An 18,464-nucleotide genomic window follows, 5' to 3' on the forward strand; every position below is an offset into this window, starting at 1 on the left:
TGGACTTTTGAGTTCCAGAAAACGCTACTCGACCGACAGAATCAGGCGCGCCCCCAGCGTCGCGTGTTCCCCGCCGTAGATCGTCAATTCGTCTCGTTGAAAATCCACCGTCGTGGCCGCTTTCAGCCGGAACTGGGTGCGACCGTCGCGACGAATCAGCGAAAGCGCGCTTGCCGGCAATGCCGTTTCGGTACAGGCGTCGTTCGCGGAAGGAATCGCGATCGTGAAGACGTTGGTCCCCGAGGCGGCAGCGCTGTAATCACCACGACTGAGAGCAGCGTCGTTCGAGAACGAACCGGATTTGAGGTCCACGTCGAGGCGTGACACGCTTCCCGTCAGGTCTTGTCTGCAGATGACCAGCGTCGCTCCCGCCAGGGTGACATCCGCCGGGATCGATGCGGTATCGAAAGAGAGAATGATGCGCTTCCGTTCGGCGTTGAACATGCCGGGATCGCCGGCCACGTGGTCGCTCGTGGAAAAGCCGTCAGCGAAGTAGAGACCCACGTAGCCGTCCTCCGCGCCGATCGAGCGCAGTTCGATCGCGCTGGGCGCCTCGATGACGTAGTTCTCCGTTTTGACCGATTCCCAATTGCCCGCCTGATCCACGCTGCGGAACTTGAGTTGGGTGTCGGATTCCAGCAGGATCGGGCTGACGTAGGTCGGCGAGGAACCGTCTGGCGCGCTGCCGTCGCGCGTGTAATGGGTGGTGGCCGGCTCGTCGGCGCTGAGGGTGACCGATACCGGGCCCGTGTAGGTTCCGCCGGCGGGTTCGGCCAGGGTGGTGGGTGGCGTCGTGTCCGGCGTGTTGTCGATGGTATAGGTTTCCGATACGGGCGATTCGACGTTGCCCGCATCGTCGATGCTGAAGAAGCGCAGCACCGTGGTCTCGTCGAAGGTTTGCGCCGCGGTCCAGACGGGCGACTGCTCGGTCGGCAGGCTGCCATCCGTGGTGTAGTGTGTCACTGCCGGCTCGTTGGCCGTCAACGATACCGTCACCGACATGTGGTAGACCCCGCCGGCGGGTGTCGCCGTGGTGATGGGCGGCGTGGTGTCGACGGCGGACCCGTCCAGGCCGAAAAACGTGACGATCAGCGCCGAGGCGTCCGGGCCGTTCGGGTCCGTGAACAGGAAACCTTCTCCGCCCGACCAGGCGTGGCCCATGCCGTCGACCGAATAGTGCTCCAGCAACACCTGGCCGGAGGCGTCTTCATAGAGGGAGTGAGTGTAGCTTCGACCACCCGCAACCGTGCCGCTGCGGACATCCTCGGGGGTGTCGTCGATCGAGTCGTCGTCCGCGCCATTGTCGACGCGGTCGTTGGTCTGCGCCCATTGGGAGAGTGTCTGTTCGCCGTTGATGGGGGCGACCGTGAAATCGGAGGTTCCGTGAAACACGATGGTGGGAAGGATTCGGGCGCGAGGGCCCATGGCGTCGAACGCCAGGTTGCCCTGGGTATTCGGGTTGGGGCCGCCGTTGCTCATGACGGAAAAGGCCGTTTGGCTGCTGGTCGCGGCCTTGAACTCCAGGCCCGAGTGGACCGCGATCCCCGCGAACAGGTCCGAGTAGACCGCACCCATGATGGACGTCATGGCGCCCCCCGCCGAAAAACCGGCGCAGTACATGCGGTTGGCGTCGATGGCGTAGTTGTTCTGAAAGTGGGTGACGATGCCCGCGATCGAGGCCGCCTCGCCCGATCGGCCCTGGTTGATGGGTTCGAACCAGTTCCAGCAACGAGCCATGTTGGCGGAGGAGGGCTGTTCCGGGTAGATCACGATGAAGTTGTGTGCTTCCGCCAAATCGTTCATCGTCGTACTGGTCGCGAAATCTTGTGCGGATTGAGTGCAGCCGTGCAGCATGATCATGAGCGGCACGGGCGCCGCGCCGTTGTAGTCGGAGGGCAGATAGGCCAGCCAGGCCCGTCCACCGGTCGTACCTGAAATCACTTCTCCTGCCGAGAGCGGGCCGGGTACGGCCAGTAAAAGGAGCGACAGGGAAAGGCCAAGTGCGTGTTTGATCAGGTTCGCCATGTGTTCCCCCTTGGCGACGGAAAAATAGGTCGAAAACAAACCGATTGTTCGGTTTTTTTGTGTAAACACTATTTTACACGATCTTGACGAAAGCGTGTCATGCGAAGAAAACAGAACGCTTTACGACAAGTCTCCCGCCACCGAATCGGACGAGGGATTCGAGGCGACGCAGGGCCTCGACCAACCTCTTCCTCGTCGGGAAGTCGGCCGTGTTGCCAGTCCACGGAAGGGCGCGTGGGGGGAAGGGCAAGCGTGGGGGCGAAGGGGGGCGTGGGGGCGAAGGGGACAGGCAGATGCAAGCAACTGAAAAACAAACGATTGCACCTGCCGCTTCGTTCCTGCCTCAAGAATCGGGGGCCACGGGCGGAACCGTTTTGAGGTAGTCGTAGATTGCGCCGAGATCGGTTTCGGTCATGTCGGAATATTGGATCCAAGGCATCACCGTGTTGCGATCACGGGGGGTCTCGAGTTGGCGGACCTCTTCCACCGCAAACGCTTTGAAGGCGGCGACGAAGGCTTCGCGGCTCCAGCCCATGACGCGGGCCTTGGGATGGGGGGTCAGGTTCACCGAGGTAACCGAACCGCCGCCTGGAATGTTCAGCCGCATGCCACCGGCCAGGTCGCCGCCGTGGCACATCCTGCAACCAGCCGCGTTGACAAGGTACCGACCGCGGGCCACCGAGTCGTCTTGGGGCGGCATGGGCTTGGCCTGGTAGGGCTTGGGCAGAACTCGGCCCACCATCGAAATCAAGAACGGGGGACTGGCTTTCGGGGGCTGGTGGTCGATCCTTGGTAGGGTTCGCAAGTAGGCCACGATGGCCATCACGTCGGATTCCGCCAGCCTGGCGTACACGTAATAGGGCATGTCCGGATGGAGTGGCTCGCCTTGCCGATTCAAGCCACTGGTGATGGCACGGGCGATTTCGCCATCACTCCAATCACCGAGCGCAAAAGGCGTGATATTCGCCGCGGGTGCATCCTCCGGCGAGAAGATGGTATGCGTCGCCCCCTGACCGGCCGTGCTCGCGACCACCGGACCCGATTGACGGTCCCAATCCCGCTCCGAATGGCAACTCAAGCACAGGGCCACGTGATTCACCAGGTAGCGGCCCCGCGCCAGTTGGGCAGGGTCGCCCTCGACGCGGGATTCGGGGGCGGGAATCGATCGGGGAAACGCGGCCCAAAGAACCGCGGCAGCCGCGATTCCCAGCCCGATCAACGCGAGCAGGGCCAAGATGGCAAATTTCATCCATCGCCTCATGAGAGATCTCCTTTGGATTGAATTGGTGAAGATGGAAACGGTAGGACCGGTAAGGTAGGACCGGTAAGGTGTGGCCGGTAGGGCACGGCCAGTAGGGCACGGCCGGTAGGGCACGGCCGGTAAGGCGGGTCCGAAGCCAGGGCGGGCATGGCGATCCGCGACAGTTAGGGCCTGTCGGAACGCGACTGACGGGATTGGCGGTGGGATTCAGCTCTGCTCGCGAAGGCGCTCGAAGGGGACAGGCAGATGCAAGCAACTGAAAAACAAACGATTGTGTCTGTCGGCTCGTTTCTGCCTCAAGAATCGGGGGCCACGGGCGGAACCGTTTTGAGGAAGTCGTAGATTGCGCCGAGATCGGTTTCGGTCATGTCGGAATATTGGATCCAAGGCATCACCGTGTTGCGATCACGGGGGGTCTCGAGTTGGCGGACCTCTTCCACCGCGAACGCTTTGAAGGCGGCGACGAAGGCTTCGCGGCTCCAGCCCATGACGCGGGCCTTGGGATGGGGGGTCAGGTTCACCGAGGTAACCGAACCGCCGCCTGGAATGTTCAGCCGCATGCCACCGGCCAGGTCGCCGCCGTGGCACATCCTGCAACCAGCCGCGTTGACAAGGTACCGACCGCGGGCCACCGAGTCGTCTTGGGGCGGCATGGGCTTGGCCTGGTAGGGCTTGGGAAGAACTCGGCCCACCATCGAAATCAAGAACGGGGGACTGGCTTTCGGGGGCTGGTGGTCGATGCTGGGTAGGGTTCGCAAGTAGGCCACGATGGCCATCACGTCGGATTCCGCCAGCCTGGCGTACACGTAATAGGGCATGTCCGGATGGAGTGGCTCGCCTTGCCGATTCAAGCCACTGGTGATGGCACGGGCGATTTCGCCATCACTCCAATCACCGAGCGCAAAAGGCGTGATATTCGCCGCGGGTGCATCCTCCGGTGAGAAGATGGTATGCGTCGCCCCCTGACCGGCCGTGCTCGCGACCACCGGACCCGATTGACGGTCCCAATCCCGCTCCGAATGGCAACTCAAGCACAGGGCCACGTGATTCACCAGGTAGCGGCCCCGCGCCAGTTGGGCAGGGTCGCCCTCGACGCGGGATTCGGGGGCGGGAATCGATCGGGGAAACGCGGCCCAAAGAACCGCGGCAGCCGCGATTCCCAGCCCGATCAACGCGAGCAGGGCCAAGATGGCAAATTTCATCCATCGCCTCATGAGAGATCTCCTTTGGATTGAATTGGTGAAGATGGAAACGGTAGGACCGGTAAGGTAGGACCGGTAAGGTAGGACCGGGAAGGTGTGGCCGGTAGGGGACGGCCGGTAGGCAGGTCCGAAGCCAGAGCGGGCATGGCGATACGCGACAGTTCGGGCCTGTCGGAACGCGACTGACGGGATTGGCGGTGGGATTCAGCTCTGCTCGCGAAGGTACCGATCGAGGGCGGCGGCGGACCAAATTTCGAAATGGTCGCGAACCTGGATGATGACCCAATCCTCCGCTGTCGCCGAGGTGGCGGCCAGGGCTCGAGCCGGGATTTTCAACCGGCCGGCGCTCACCTGGGCATACCATTTTTCCCGTTGTTCCCATTCGGCTGCCACCTCTGGGTCGCTGCTCGGGCGAATGTCCTCCTCGTCGAAGAGCCACAGGCAGTGTTCACCGTAGTACTCGTAGACCACCATCACGATTCGCTTACCTTCGACCGCCGCGAACAGGTCGGACCGCGCCACGATCCCGTCCATTGGCACCGGGATTTTCTCCGCCTGGGCACGAATCGCATGGTCGGACCCGAAGTGTTGGACCAGCAGAATCCCCAGGACCAGCACCACCATCACCGCCGCGAACAGCAGTTTCGGCCCGGAGAAGAAGCGACGCCGCCAAGAGGGCGTGGGATCCGCTTCGATCCTGGCCATGACCTGGTTGGTAAAGGCGCGCTTGCGGGCCTCGTCGTTCGCGCGGGCCGCCGCCAGTTTGTCGGTAAGTTCCGCGAGGAAGGCCTCGTCGGACGGGTCGAATTGGGGGTGGGATGCCATGGGGTTCCTCGTCAGCGGCCCAGAAGTTCGCGACACTTTCGCACCGCGAAAAACATTCGGGTTTTGACCGTGCCAATGGGGATCTCCAGGATCTGGGCGATCTCCGGGTAGGTGAGTTGTTCCACGCTGTTGAGTAGCAGCACGTCGCGCTGGCCTTCGGGAAGTTTGCCGATGAGGTCGTAGAGCGACAGTTTCTCGAGGTGGTGCGGATCGGGTCGATCCCCAACCAGTTTCTCGGAAAGCGCTACGCCCTGTGGATCGGGTGCTTCCAGGGAAATGTCCGCACCGCGACGGTGTTTCCGGCGATAGCGATCCTTCAGGAGGTTGCGCGCGATATGGTAGAGATAGGTTTTCAATTTGGCGACCGGTTCATAGTGGGCCCGCCTGCGATAGAGGCGCACGAACACTTCTTGAGCGAGGTCTTCGGCTTCAGGGGGATCCCCGCACATGAGGGTCAAGTATTGGATCAAGCCAGCCTGGCAGCGATCGACCAGCGCCGCAAACGCCGAGTCGTCGCCTCGGGCGGCTTTGGTCATGAGCTCTTCCAGGGTTTCTTCTGTGGTTTGAATGGGCAAGGTGATACCGAGTAGGTGGAAATGGGTCGCCGCGAATAACCATCGGTTTTTTGCGATTGAACCACAATAACGCCGGGTTTTCGGGAGCGGTTCAAAAGAAGAATCATTTTTTTCGCAATTTGGGAAAACCCAGTCCAGCACTAGACGGATTTCCATGGAAACAAATCTAAGACCTTTAAACAAAACACGTTATACGCGCCTGTCCCCATGCACCCCCATGCACCCTGCACCCAGTTCCCGCATGACGAAAGAGGCGGTGCGGCAGTCATTTGGGCATGGCCGGTAAGGCCGCCGGCCCGACTCCTCGAAGCAATCCAGGATCGCAGTTCCCGCCTCCAAAAAGAGCTGTGTGCTCTACTTGAAACGAAGTGGTGCATTCAAGATGAGATGGGTCTTGCTGTCGTCGATTCCATATCGAGAAACCCGGAAAGACCGAAACCAGGAAAAGCAAGGCCAGGGTGTGTCACCAACTGCCCGTTTGTTCTTTCCTGGTTTCCGATGTTCATGGGTTCTTGCTTCATTTTTCGGAAGAAAAACCCATGGCCCTTCTCAAGGGTGTTCACACGGGCCTGTCACCCATGCCCCGTGCCTGCTATCGCCTATCCCGATCTAAGCCAGGCGACTCGGATAGAAGTCCCTTTCGGGCTTTCTCGGCCAAGCTGAGTCTACCGCTCCCGGGTGATGCGCCTTCCTCCAAGCTGATCCAGCCGGGATCACCGCTACCACGACGCAATTGAATGCGCGAAATGGCCATCTTCAACTCCTCGGCGAGTCGACCCCTGGTGTTCGCTCGGACCCGAGCCAGAGGTTCGATGGTCTCCAAATCACCGCAAGCACCCAAGGCCTTGGCGGCCGCAATCGCCAGTTCGATGGGGCGCCCCGGCAACACATCCAAGAGATAGTCGACGATGCGGGTGTCCTCCAATTCGCCCATGGCCAGGACCAGTTCGGTCGGCACCGTATCGGGGGGCATGGACCGCACCACCGCGAGAACATGCGGCACGGCCGGTTGGTGCCAGCCTTTCAGGAGATCGTGCGCCGACGCGGCGAACAGACACGCATTGGACAACGCCGTCATGAGCAACACGATTCGTTCGTCGCGCGGTTGGCTGCGAATCAGGGTCATCAGGTGGTGGCTGTTCTCCGCGTCACATTGATCGATCAATGGCGGCAACGTCGTGACCAGCGATTGTCCGCCTGCAAGGGCGTCGAGCAAGCGCCGGCGCCATGTGGGAAAACCGATCGATGGGTGGCCCAGAAACGCATCTCGCCAAGTGTTGGGCTCCAGGCCAAGCAGCACGGTCAAACTCTTTTCGGACACGGCATCCAGCTCGTCGTCGCAAATATTGGCGATCAAACCGGCTTCGAGGTCGTCGATTTCGACCAGACGTTTGGCGAGGTCCAGCGCCACATCGGTTTGGGCGGATACGCTCTCTCCTTCGAGTTTGGACGCTCTGATGATCGGTGGTCCCATCGCGTCCGAGTACAGATAGCACTTCAACACCGAGCCTTCCAACGATACGTCTCGGAACAGAAGCAGGTCACGGCGTATGGATGCGGTGAACATGCCGACGATCCGGGCCTCGGTACCGTAGAGGGCCACTTGGCCGTCGAAGGCGGGGTCACCGGTGGAATGGTTGCCTGGCGGGGGCGATACGCCGGCAATGATGGGCAGCAGGCTGGGGCCGCCTGTCAAGGCACGATTGAATTGAATGTGAAGGCAGATCCGCACCGCCTCGATATGCCAGGTACACCAGTCCGTTGCACCAGAGGCGTCGAAGTCTTTGTCTGGTATGACAAGTAAGGGGTGTTGGTACTTTTTCCGACGCCAGTAATCCACGCCGTGGATCGTGCCGACCACGGCGAGAACGATCCAGATAAGGAGATCTTCCATTCTGCAGTTTTCCTGAGTTTCATCACGAGAAGTGCCGTGATGGGAGGGACATCGATGCGGGGAAGGGTCTCGAGCTTCGACCTGATTTGAGCGAGCCGTGTTCGCCGAGGAAAGGTCGGGCGATCAGGCCCTGGAACAATCCATGGTACTGGCATCATCCGCGCGACTCTACCATAGCAGAACCAGGAGACTGGGGATGCGAAGGTTTGTACTTGAGCTGCCGGTAACTTTCAATATCGAAGATGGTTACACGTGCCTGTCCCCGTTTTCTCGAAGATGGTTACACGTGCCTGTCCCCGTTTTTCCGTTTTTTCCGTTTCTGCCTCGAAGTAATTCAACTTCACTGTTTCCGCATGATGAAAGAGCCGTCGAAGCGGTAAGTTGGGCAGAGCCGGTGAGGCCGCCGGCCCGGCTCCTCGAAGCAATTCAGGATCGCAGTTCCCACATCCTGAAAGAGTCGTGTCCGCTCTTGAAACGAAGAGGTGCATTCAACCTGAGATGGGTCTTGCCGTTATCGGACCTGAATCATGAAGCCCGGAAAGAACGAAACCAGGAAAAGCAAGGCCATGGTGCGCCGCCAAATGCCTATCCTTTCCTGGTTTCCGATGTTCATGGGTTCCTGCTTCATTCTTTGGAAGGGGAACCCATGGCCCTTCACCAGAAGCCAGGTCGGGTGTGGCCCCCCGAAATCGAGCCGGTGGGTTCGTCGATCCGCGGATCCGATCGGCCGTGGCGAAACGGGCCACGTTCGAAAAAGCCCTGGCCTCGAAGGAGGCCGGGGCGAATGTCGGCAGTGGGCTGGCTCTCCATTCTGACGCGAGGATCTACGACGTGGCTTCCGACGTGTCGGTCTCTTCCTCCACCAGCGGTATGGCGTAGTGAATCACGGATTTGTCCGAATCGGGTCGGTATTCCGATCCGTAGAATTCCAGGTCCGCGGCGTAGCTGTGTCGCCGGCCCGACCGCAGCAACCAATTGGCGTAGATGTAGTTGACCGTATGATTCAGCGACCGGGGATAGCCCCGGTGGGTAAACAGTGCGTAGGTGGTGGCCGGCAGTTCGACCAGCTCGAAGCCCTCGAGGGGGTTTTCTAAATGGGTTACCTCGAACGCGGCGAAATATTCCAAGAGGTCGGTTCGCTCCCTGGTTTGGCGCACGATGCCGTAGCCCATTCCAGGAACCAGGTGTTCGATCTCCTCCATCCGCTCGAGCGCGTTTTGCCAAAGCACCGGAAGCTTGTCGCCAATGTTGTTTTTCTCGGATTCCGGACCGTAGAAGCTGGTTCTCATGCCCAGATAGCGTTTCGCCTCCATCCTGACGATTTTCGGCTCCAGCGTCAGGTTCTGGTTGATGTGGTCCATGTAGTCGCCTTCCAGCTTCAGCTTTTTCAAAAACAGGGCGTTCTCGCCCATTTTGCGGTAGCGATTCGGGGTCATCCCGAACATCTGCTTGAAGGCCCGCGTGAAACTCTCCTGGGTTTCGTAGCCGGCGTCCATGGCGATGTCGATGATCCGCGCGTCACTGCCCAGAAGGCGATCGAGGGTGTGCGACATGCGCCGGCAGCGGATGTAGGTCTTCAACGTTTCTTTCGTCAGCGCCTTGAAGATGCGCTGAAAGTGCCATTGACTGATTGCGGCGACGCTCGCCACCTGGGCGGTGGTGAGCTCCTCGTGCAGGTGTTCCTCGATGTAGTCGATGGCACTTTGTATTTGTTGCCGGTAGTTCATGTCAGGGTGTTTCGAAAAAACCGTTCATGGACAGCAGTTTCCCGTGATCGTTATAGGTGCCGTAGCTGATGCCTTCGCCCATGGGCTGGTTCTCGCCATTACGCATCTCCCATTTGGCGATGCTGCGCTGGTGATGGGCCAGGAACCAGGTGGTCACGAAATGACCGCCGGGGACCTGACGGTGGAAGTCGGCCATGTACTCGATCAGTTGTTGCCAGCCACGGGCCTGGACCAGTGGATCGGTGTACTCGCATGCGGGGTCCAGACACTGTTCGAATAGTGCCATTTTTCCTTCCTTGGCGTCCACCTTCCAGGACTCGGTATAGGTGGTCCAAATGTCTCGATGGGGTGTGTTCATGGGGCCGCTCCTTCGTTTGGGATGAGGCCATTCTAGGCAAGCGACGAAACGGCGTTTTGACATTTTGTGCGATTCTTCGCCAAAACGAGTTCTTCTCATCTGTGCTTTCGCAGTATGCCGAAACGGAGTTCGAATTAGGTTTTTAAGCGCTTGTCGAAGCCGGCTTCGAATGACGACAGGTAGGCGGGGCCGCTCACCGCATGATGCCGGGTCGGCTGTCAACGCCATCGCTGTTGTTCCGCCAAACGAATGCCATGGGATTCGTTTCTGAATCGCTCCTCGCTTCGCGCATGCGTGGGTTCCGGTGAAAATCGTTGGAAAGCCACATCTTCAGGCCGGTAGCTCGGGGGTGGGCGGTGCCGGTACGACGCCCGCCATGCCTGCCTGGATGCGGCGGTCGCCGTGATAGCTTTGGCGGCCGTGGGCGACGCGGACGTTGTCCAACAACAAAAGGTCGTTGACCTGCCAGGGGAAGGCGACCGTTTCCGCGGCCCACGCTCGGTTCAACGCCTGCAGGGTGTCCCCGTCAATCGGGGAGCCATCGCCGAAATAGGCGTTGCGGGGCAGAACTTGGCGGGCGAAGTGGCTGCGCCGATAGGCCCCGATCTCTTTTGGCAGGTTGTCCACGTGAAACAGATGGGCTTGGTTGAACCACAGCAAATCGCCGCTTTCCGGATGGCGCCGAACCGCCGCGCACCTTTTGCGGGTGCGCAGGCAGTCGTGGGCCAGCCATTCGAACTCGATGCCGTCGGCCTGGCAGATGGCTTCCACTTCCGCCCGCGTCTCGGTCTGAAAGGCTTCCTGCCAGGAAAGACCGAGGTGGTGCCCGTAATTGCGCACGTACATCACGCCCCGCGTCTCGAACGCCGTGCGCACTGTCTCCGGCATGCGGCGGTACAGGGCGGCGCAGTCGGCGATCGGCATGTCAACTCGCTCCTCGGCTGCGATCTCGCAACGAAAAGCCAGAATGGAGGGGCAGGAAGCGCCGTAGGAGAACTCCTGATGCAAGTGGACCTCGTGTTGCGGCGGGTACTCGGTCGAGGTGCCGATCTTCTCGGACACGGCGGTGCACAGCGCCGATCGGTTCTCCAAGGGTCGGAACTCGGCCCCGTCGGCCAGGTCGCGGATCAGGCCCGCGAAGGATTCCGGATCGGCCGCTGCGAAACCGCGCAGCAGCACCGCGCCCCGCTCCCGCAGATGGGCTTTCAGCTCGTCATGATGGGCATCCGCCCAGCCGCGAGGCTCGATCTCGGCGGAGGTTTCGATCAAAAGGGGCAGATGGCGCTCGGTAAAAAGGGGCCTGCGTTCGATCCGGGGTTGGTTGATCGCGGGGCCGAACACCGCACCCAGGCGGCGCCGCGACGCTCTTTTGAGGGGGGGTTTTGCCAGAATCATGACCGGGATCCTCCTTCTCTAGTTCCGCGCCGGGCGCGGGGCAAAGGCTTGGGGGTCCTTTTGGCTTTGCTGCAACCCTTCTCGATCGCGGCGAGCCTGCTCCTCGGCTGCGATCGCCATGATGTCTACAATCTGTTGCAATCCAATACCTTGCGAGGGCATGACGTCAATCGACCACTTGGAGTTCAAGGACATGGAACGGAGGGCTTGAATGGGAGGAATTTACGAAAGGGCGGAAACATATCGCTGAGTGTGATTTGGTTAAGCCCTGGGAGAATCGCCTGTGTGCAAAATGAATAATGGTGGTCTGTTCCCAAGGTGCACCGATCACCACAGCTTGAAGTACAAGCACGGAGCCGCACGAAATGAGCGAAGCTGGTGAATCTTAACGTTTGGGAGGGGTGTTGAAGCGGATGCTACCAACAACTCGTGTTTGCGGTCAATTGAAAATTCCCAGCACCTTAAAAATATACTTAGTCGCATGATTTTGAAAATGTGTTTTTTTGGGGAAGGCGTTTGAAATGTGCGGGCTGGGGGGCGCCTAGGCTCTTGCTCGGAGTTGTCGGGGCAAAGGCAGGCGTAACGGCGGGGGTTTCGATCGGGTGTCGATCATGTAGCCGTGGTCGTGGTCGGTGCTTTCTGCAACGATCGTGTCCGGAAAAAGCATGGCGAAGGCGGGACAAACCGCTGGGGTTCGGCCCGCCTTCGATTTTGGTGACGTGAATCTGAAAAGTTGTCTTCCATTCCGATTGGCGGTGATTGCGGACTTTCACCGCGGGGGTCACTGAGAAAACGGAGTCATTCGAGATCGATCAAGTTCTACTGGATCACTTTGTTGTTTTCCAACTCCGATTCCTTTTTCTTTTTAATGGCGGTGTAATTGTTTGAGGTCGGCGCGGATTCTAAGAACTCATTCGCGCTTTTGATGTTGTTTTTTAAGTCCTTTTCTGTGGCGGATTTTTCTTTGATGAATTTGAGAAGGGTGTTCTTGGCTGTTTCTTTGTCGTTTACTTTGTTTTTATTATTGTGCTTTAGGATATCCAAGGATGAATTGACTTTTTTGATGATCTCGTTTTCATTGGCGTTATTGGATTTGTCGTTTCCGCCCCGATTATTATACATTTTGCCGCCGAGAGCATGGTACATATCGGCTGCACTGTCTATTTCGGCCGTGACTTTGGCAAGGTCATTTTTAAACGATTTTATGGATTTGTTTACGGCGTCAAAGGCGCCGACATTGGTTTGTGAGTTCAACGAGGATGTCGAGGAAGCGCGGCTATCTCGGTGGTGAACGGTTTCACTGATGTTGAATGTGTAGTTATTGTTGTTGTCGATTGGCTGCATCTGCATTTTATGGTTGGACGGTGATGCCTCGTATGTGAAGCTTTTTTGTGTGTCGTGATATTTGAAGATGTGAGAATTCTTCTGTTCGGAAGTTTTCAAGTCATTGGTCACCATTCCATAGACATTGTTCGCACCGTCGTTCATAGCCAGGGATTTGAGCGAGTTCATGTTTTTCGGATTTAAGTGCTCCACACCTGCACTGATGACCTGTCCGTGGTGGATCGTGTTTTTTAGTTTTCTGTCAGCCAGGATTCCGTATGTGCCATCCGAGTAATCTCGGCAAATGGCGATACCTATTTCCAGGCCTGTCTTCTCAGAAGAGTAGGTGAAAGATTCCGGGGTGACCCCTGCATTTTTCGCGTTCTTTTTCATAGTGCTCGTATTCGTCATCGGATTGTTTAGGCTCGGGTGGAGTTGATACGCATTTTTCTCGAAGTGAGGCTGGCTGCTCGCATTATGGTAGTTGGGGCTGTCGATGAGAGAAGGGAGCACTTTGCTGACGAATTCCATCTTCCCATTCGCGCCACCTTCAATCGTGATCGCCTTGTTCTCGAAGCTCCGAAACATGGATTTGTTATCGATCTCGGGATATTTTTTCTTATCCTTAGTATCCAAGTTGGCGCTTAGTTGGCTCTTTTCCTCTGCCGGAACCATGTTGGGGAAGACGTGTTCGCGAAACTCACCCATCAAGGACTTGGCGTTATCGGAGTTGCCCGCTTTCTCGAAGAAGTTCATGATGGCGGGGATATGTTCTTTGTCTAGGGTGCTTTTTTTGCTCCAGGGTTGCATCCATTCTTCCAAAGTATTCTTCACTTCTACATTTTTGTTGTTTTTGTATGCTTGCTGCAGTTTAGCCAAATCATCGTTACTAGGCCAAGCATCGTGGGGGACGGCCCAAAGGGCCTTCATGCCTTCGAGGTTATCCTTCATGATCCCTGCACGGTCGAGTACATTTTTAAAAATGGTTTCTCGAGTGATGTTCGCGTCATTATTTTTATTTGCCTTTTCGAGTGCGGCATTGTACATGTCGCCAATCGAGGAAAGAAATCTCCGATCTTTGCTGACGGGCCCGTTTGGTTCCTCTTTGGCAGCGGTCGCATCCGCATAGGCTTCCTTGAGATTCAAACCAAGCTTTTCTTGAATCGTGTTCAATTCCTTGTTTGTGATGTTTTTCAATGCTTCGGGTGGACGTGCGGTGACCATGGTTCCGAGGACGAACACGGTACCTTCGAATTGCTCCTTTCGTGCAAATTCTTGAATGGTATTTAGCGTGTACTGTTCCTGGTCCTTACTGAATGCCGTGCCGTATTGGCTCCAGAAAAACTCCGGGAGCGTGAAGATTTTTGCGGTACTATTTCGATTGTCAATGATGTTGGATTTTTGTGCCGTTTCCAGCGCCTGAAACACGGTTTTAGCTTTTGCATAGATATTCTTATTCGAATTGTCCAGTTTTGAGTGAGTGGTGTTCACCTGAAGCTGTACCACCTGATACCGTTTGGCTTGAGCGTTTTTTGAATTGAGGTGAACCTTGCTGGAAGATGGCGTTTTTGACACATTACCGGAATGATTGGTTTTTGGTTTTTGGCTGGAGTTTAGACTGTTTTGGTGTTGGGGCTGAATCGAACGTTTTTTAATGGCATCCAAGAATGAGAGTTTCTTTGAACTCGATGCACTTACATTATTTTGCGAAATGGCCATAATTGTGCTCCTTAATCGATGACGCACGGCGTCCCTCTCGTTTTGCAATCAAACGACAGGAGGGCTTCGGACGGCTAGCGTCAACGGGTCAAAATTTTAAGTAGAACACCGCGATCCGAATGATCTACTCGAGAACGAAATGGACCCTTGGGTATGCGCGTTTCGTCTCTCTTCGCTCTTGCTTGGATTAACTGAATTTGGTACCAAAACCTGTAAAATATTTTGAAGTTGCTTCGATAAAGTATGTTACCTGCATCTTAAGTGGTTTGATTTAAACCTCTTAACGCATTTCCTTCCGAAAGGGGTTTATGGCGGGCTCTCAAGCGGCCATAGGTAACCTCTGTCACTTCCGTCACTTTGTGTTTTTCTCTATCGTTTTAGTTAAGTGTATGATTTTAAAAACCTTATGTGTTCATCGCCCTCGACCCACGAAGAAAGCCACTCCCAGAAACCACCTTCCCATTGGATTCCTGTTACACTTTGGCCTTTAAGGAGTAGCTCAATGGGAACCTGGCTTGGTGTTTTGGTGGTTGTGGGAGTGGCGGCCTGTGTCGTTTCCATCGTGTGGCACTCGCTGAAAAACGGAATCTCCCCGACGCCGACCGCACGTCGGCCGAGCCAGGCCATCATCCAGGCGCTGAGGAAAAAGCGGGTCAAAGGCAACGTCTACGAACTGGGCTCCGGCTTTGGCACCCTGACGTTTACCCTCGCGGATTACCTTCCCGATTGCACTGTCCACGCCTATGAAAGCTCGCCGGTGCCCTACTGGATATCGCGGTTTTTTCAACGTTTCTTGAGACGCGCCAACGTGAGGCAGACCAAGGCGGATTTTTTCAAAGTCTCGCTTTTCCACGCCGAGGCGATCGTGTGCTACCTGGCGCCTAAATTGATGGCCGATCTGCGAAAGAAATTCGAAACGGAACTCACGCCGGGAACGGTGGTCGTCAGTTCCACCTTTGCGGTTCCGCGCTGGAAACCGGTCGAAGTCATCGAATCCGAAGATATGTACAACTCGCCGATCTACGTCTACGTCATGCCGGTCGAATACGCCTAGGACGTCCGCTCTGCCTCGAACGGGTGCCCGGCCCAACCCAGCGGTCGTTGACGAAACGGTGACAGTCAAATGTAACTATATGAATCGATTGTGGTTGATACGTTGAGCCGGTTTGGAGACTGTGATTATCGGCCGGAGAGGTGATCGAGGATCTTGGCCCGGCAGGCGCGAGCTTGATCGTGAAAGGCCCTCGACAAGGCGTGCCGAGCCCGTGGTGTGGCGAAGTGCTGCCAGACGGGCGCCAGCTCCCGGTCCAAATGGCGCAGGCTCACGACCGGTAACGGCGGGTTCGTGTTCAGACTGGAATGAATCTCCCGCGAAGGAGGATCTCCCAACAACACGATCGGTGCGCCCCGGGATAGGAGTGCCGACATGGCATCGGTGCGCATTCGGGCATCAGGCGTCACCAGCGTAAAGCGGGCGCGATGGAGGAGGCGACTGCCGCTTCCCGCAAGTCGTGCGCCTCCGATGGTGTCCTGGCCGGCTTGCCGAACCCAGCCGCAGCCCCCCGGATCCCACACGGCCAGGCGCAGGTCCGGCCGATGGTGCCTCAAGGCCTCGAGTACGAGCCCCATCACCTGCGGATGGGGTTCCTCCCGGAAATCGCGACCGCAAAGGTATCCCAGATATGGGACCTCGGCACGTGGCAACGGGAGGTGGCCCAGCGGCGCGGCGGCCGGCAGGATCGTGATCCGCTCCGGGTTGACCTCGGCTACTTCGAGCCGGTCGGCCTGCTCTTGGTTCCAACAGAGGAGGTGCGCGGCGTCGCGCAGCACCCAGCCCTCCATGCGGGTGAAGGTGAGGGAATGGTAGGCTTCGGGCAGGACGTGGTCGCCGCGGTCATCGGTGGACGTCATCGCGTAATGGTGTTGGGCGAGGCAACGGAGGACGGCGTCATGACGCCAGCGCATCGGAGCGATTTCCTGGGCGAGGAACATGGGTCGCCAATCTCGCTGGAGCTGGATCACGGTGGGCATCTCGCGGATCAGGTCGCAGAACGGCAGTGCGTCCGGGGTTCGGGCGAAGAGCAGGCCTTTGGCATAGCGTCGGGCCAGGAACCGCAATATCTGGACGAATCCACGCAAAGAGTCGCACCAGCCTCGTTCTCGAAAATCCGACAGGGATAACTGGGCCGCTGCCAAAGTGCGGTCCTCGATCGTTTTCCGAACCGCCATCAGCGCCGTTTTACCGCCTTCGATCAACGGCCGGCAGAGTAGGCGCAATTCCGAAGGCGGTAGCTGCGTGCCCAGGTGGATCACCAGGACGTCCACCCGCGAAAACGCGGGAATCCGGCAAAGCTGAAGCAGGGGATTCGGTTTGTTCATGGCCTCCAAGAGGATCTTGGCGGCTTCGTCGGGCGGCGCGTCCATTTGCTTGCTCAGCCATTGGACCAGTTCTTCCAGGGGGTAGGGTCCCTGCATGACCCGCTCCAGTAGGGACGACTCCAACGAACCAATGGACCCACCGCGCTCGCTGGCCACGTGAATGTGGTCGTGATGGGTGTGGATCAACAAATCGCTCCACAAAACCAAGTCGTGGTGACGTTCAGTTTCCGACAAAGCGCAGCACCTCATCTTCGCGTCGATGGAGATCGTAGGCCAGCACCCGTTCCCGGCAGGCGCGTCCCATGCAGTCCCGAAGTTTTGGGTCTTCCAGCAGGGTTCGGACCGCTCGGCAGAAACCGTTCGTATCGTCGGGATCGATCACGAACCCGGTGGTGCCGTCTTCGATGATGGGAATCTGGCGCGCCACCGCAGGGGATACGATTTGGGGGAGCTCGCAGGCCATCGCCTCCAGAATCGAGACCGGCGAACTCTCTTCGCGACTGACCCGGCAATTGAACCAAACTCGGTGGTAGGCTTCGATCATTCGACGCCTCGGCAGGGTTTGCACCTGGATGCGTCTGCCGAAGCGCCGAACTTCCTTCGGCAGGTGCTCGGGTTGACGCACCACGCAATGGACCTCGAGCTTGGAGACGCGTCCCATCACCTTCAGGAGTTCCGGCAATCCCTTTTTATCGATGTTGTGCATGGTCGTGGTGAACAGCACGCGTTTGGTGCGGTCCACCAGGCTTGGGCGAAAGATGCCGGTGTCGATGAACGGCGGTACGAATTTGGGCGGTGGATTCAGGTGTGGCAAGCCCGCCGTCATGACCTGGCGTTGGTGTTCACCCCAGCACCAGTTCTCCCGCGCCGCACACAGAGCGCGCCGACCCATGGTCAGCAGGGCGAAACTCTTGCTGGGATCGGACAGGATCCCGAAAAAACTGGGCGGTGAGGCCGCCAGAACAAAAAAGAGTTCCCGCAAGAGCGCTTCGTTTCGAATGCCGGGGGCCATCGCCCTTCCCAAAGCGAAGCGGGGATCGCAGAACCCGTCGCAATAGATCACGGTGGGTTGGTTGCCGACGAGGTCGAACAGGAACAGGGACTGTGATCGGTGGGAAATGAGCAACAGATCGGTCTTCAGGGTGGCAATCACCCCGCGGACGAGATGCACGAAGCTGAAATAGCTCAGCTCGGGCCAATCCTGACGCAAATCTTCCAGGGTGAGCACATCGCCGCGATCGTCGTCCTCGAAGAGCGGTTTGACGGGTGAGATCAGCAGTGTGCGCACCTTGCGGCGCAACATTTTAAAAATCTGAACGGTGTTGACCCAAACGCCGCCGTAGCCCTGATCGATCAGAATCACGTCGTACCGGCGCTTCAAGCGCAGATCGAGCACACCGATGAGGTTGTCGGGATGCTCATAGGCGGTCAGGAGCCGTTGGCGGACGGCCCTCGAGCGCTCGCTGCGGGTCCGGCGATGCACGTGGCGCACGGCGGCATCGAAATGCATACCCGCCCACCAGATCGAGCGAAACAAATCGATTTGGTCGGGGGTGGCGGGAAACGATTCACCCCAGGGGCAATGGATCCGGTCGTGATGAGAGAAAGCCGGTTTTCGCAAATAAGTGAAGCGAATGTGGATACCTTCCTCGCCGATGCCGTGCGGGGAGCGGTGCTCCTGGGGACATCGGCCACGGGATTTCGAACGGGGAGGGTACGGAGCATGGCGTGAATTCGGGCGTGAGGGTGGCCTGGCAGTACAGGAGGTGGGCGGCGAGCGA

13 protein-coding genes are annotated in these 18,464 nt (G+C 58.1%); 1 reads left to right on the forward strand and 12 read right to left on the reverse strand.

Translation table 11 applies throughout. The features are described from left to right. Positions 1-24 precede the first annotated feature (24 nt). The 10 genes from J3U87_RS25630 to J3U87_RS25675 all read right to left on the reverse strand — a co-directional run bounded on the left by J3U87_RS25630 (position 25) and on the right by J3U87_RS25675 (position 14,304). On the reverse strand, positions 25-2,025 hold the full coding sequence (locus J3U87_RS25630) for an extracellular catalytic domain type 1 short-chain-length polyhydroxyalkanoate depolymerase (RefSeq protein WP_237378637.1): 2,001 nt from the start codon (positions 2,023-2,025) through the stop codon (positions 25-27). 343 nt (positions 2,026-2,368) lie between these two features. Further along, positions 2,369-3,274, reverse strand: a complete 906-nt coding sequence (locus J3U87_RS25635; RefSeq protein WP_237378638.1) for a hypothetical protein — start codon at positions 3,272-3,274, stop codon at positions 2,369-2,371. Between the two features lie 308 nt (positions 3,275-3,582). Beyond that, a complete protein-coding gene (locus J3U87_RS25640; protein WP_237378639.1) occupies positions 3,583-4,488 on the reverse strand; it encodes a hypothetical protein in 906 nt (301 codons plus the stop codon). 204 nt (positions 4,489-4,692) lie between these two features. Continuing rightward, positions 4,693-5,313, reverse strand: coding sequence for a division/cell wall cluster transcriptional repressor MraZ (locus tag J3U87_RS25645; RefSeq protein ID WP_237378640.1), 621 nt, complete (start codon positions 5,311-5,313; stop codon positions 4,693-4,695). A gap of 11 nt (positions 5,314-5,324) precedes the next feature. Then, positions 5,325-5,849 (reverse strand): RNA polymerase sigma factor, encoded by a 525-nt coding sequence (locus J3U87_RS25650; RefSeq protein WP_237378641.1) that lies wholly within the window; start codon positions 5,847-5,849, stop codon positions 5,325-5,327. Between the two features lie 631 nt (positions 5,850-6,480). Next, entirely contained in the window at positions 6,481-7,782 is a 1,302-nt protein-coding gene (locus J3U87_RS25655) for a hypothetical protein (protein WP_237378642.1), read from the reverse strand. Between the two features lie 824 nt (positions 7,783-8,606). Continuing rightward, positions 8,607-9,509 (reverse strand): helix-turn-helix domain-containing protein, encoded by a 903-nt coding sequence (locus J3U87_RS25660; RefSeq protein WP_237378643.1) that lies wholly within the window; start codon positions 9,507-9,509, stop codon positions 8,607-8,609. 1 nt (position 9,510) lies between these two features. Beyond that, entirely contained in the window at positions 9,511-9,867 is a 357-nt protein-coding gene (locus J3U87_RS25665) for a nuclear transport factor 2 family protein (protein ID WP_237378644.1), read from the reverse strand. Between the two features lie 330 nt (positions 9,868-10,197). Beyond that, on the reverse strand, positions 10,198-11,262 hold the full coding sequence (locus J3U87_RS25670) for a TauD/TfdA family dioxygenase (RefSeq protein ID WP_237378645.1): 1,065 nt from the start codon (positions 11,260-11,262) through the stop codon (positions 10,198-10,200). A gap of 819 nt (positions 11,263-12,081) precedes the next feature. Continuing rightward, entirely contained in the window at positions 12,082-14,304 is a 2,223-nt protein-coding gene (locus J3U87_RS25675) for a hypothetical protein (protein WP_237378646.1), read from the reverse strand. A 502-nt stretch (positions 14,305-14,806) separates the two neighbouring features. On the opposite strand from J3U87_RS25675, the gene J3U87_RS25680 reads away from it, so the two are divergent. Further along, the gene (locus tag J3U87_RS25680) at positions 14,807-15,358 is read left to right on the forward strand and encodes a class I SAM-dependent methyltransferase (protein WP_237378647.1); all 552 of its coding nucleotides are present in this window, start codon (positions 14,807-14,809) and stop codon (positions 15,356-15,358) included. 125 nt (positions 15,359-15,483) lie between these two features. On the opposite strand, the gene J3U87_RS25685 is transcribed toward J3U87_RS25680, so the two are convergent. Next, positions 15,484-16,917 carry a hypothetical protein gene (locus J3U87_RS25685; protein WP_237378648.1) on the reverse strand — a complete coding sequence of 478 codons (1,434 nt, stop codon included), beginning with the start codon at positions 16,915-16,917 and terminating at the stop codon, positions 15,484-15,486. Then, on the reverse strand, positions 16,904-18,193 hold the full coding sequence (locus tag J3U87_RS25690; RefSeq protein WP_237378649.1) for a glycosyltransferase family 4 protein: 1,290 nt from the start codon (positions 18,191-18,193) through the stop codon (positions 16,904-16,906). The genes J3U87_RS25685 and J3U87_RS25690 overlap by 14 nt, the downstream gene beginning before the upstream one ends. Positions 18,194-18,464 lie beyond the last annotated feature (271 nt).

The sequence above is a fragment of the Sulfidibacter corallicola genome, assembly GCF_017498545.1.
GTDB lineage: Bacteria > Acidobacteriota > Holophagae > Acanthopleuribacterales > Acanthopleuribacteraceae > Sulfidibacter > Sulfidibacter corallicola.

Bases quoted from the DNA above. Each gene is read 5' to 3' on its own strand.
- J3U87_RS25630 (WP_237378637.1), bottom strand. From the start codon at position 2,025: ATGGCGAACCTGATCAAACACGCACTTGGCCTTTCCCTGTCGCTCCTT.
- J3U87_RS25635 (WP_237378638.1), bottom strand. From the start codon at position 3,274: ATGAAATTTGCCATCTTGGCCCTGCTCGCGTTGATCGGGCTGGGAATC.
- J3U87_RS25640 (WP_237378639.1), bottom strand. From the start codon at position 4,488: ATGAAATTTGCCATCTTGGCCCTGCTCGCGTTGATCGGGCTGGGAATC.
- J3U87_RS25645 (WP_237378640.1), bottom strand. From the start codon at position 5,313: ATGGCATCCCACCCCCAATTCGACCCGTCCGACGAGGCCTTCCTCGCG.
- J3U87_RS25650 (WP_237378641.1), bottom strand. From the start codon at position 5,849: ATGACCAAAGCCGCCCGAGGCGACGACTCGGCGTTTGCGGCGCTGGTC.
- J3U87_RS25655 (WP_237378642.1), bottom strand. From the start codon at position 7,782: ATGGAAGATCTCCTTATCTGGATCGTTCTCGCCGTGGTCGGCACGATC.
- J3U87_RS25660 (WP_237378643.1), bottom strand. From the start codon at position 9,509: ATGAACTACCGGCAACAAATACAAAGTGCCATCGACTACATCGAGGAA.
- J3U87_RS25665 (WP_237378644.1), bottom strand. From the start codon at position 9,867: ATGAACACACCCCATCGAGACATTTGGACCACCTATACCGAGTCCTGG.
- J3U87_RS25670 (WP_237378645.1), bottom strand. From the start codon at position 11,262: ATGATTCTGGCAAAACCCCCCCTCAAAAGAGCGTCGCGGCGCCGCCTG.
- J3U87_RS25675 (WP_237378646.1), bottom strand. From the start codon at position 14,304: ATGGCCATTTCGCAAAATAATGTAAGTGCATCGAGTTCAAAGAAACTC.
- J3U87_RS25680 (WP_237378647.1), top strand. From the start codon at position 14,807: ATGGGAACCTGGCTTGGTGTTTTGGTGGTTGTGGGAGTGGCGGCCTGT.
- J3U87_RS25690 (WP_237378649.1), bottom strand. From the start codon at position 18,193: ATGCATTTCGATGCCGCCGTGCGCCACGTGCATCGCCGGACCCGCAGC.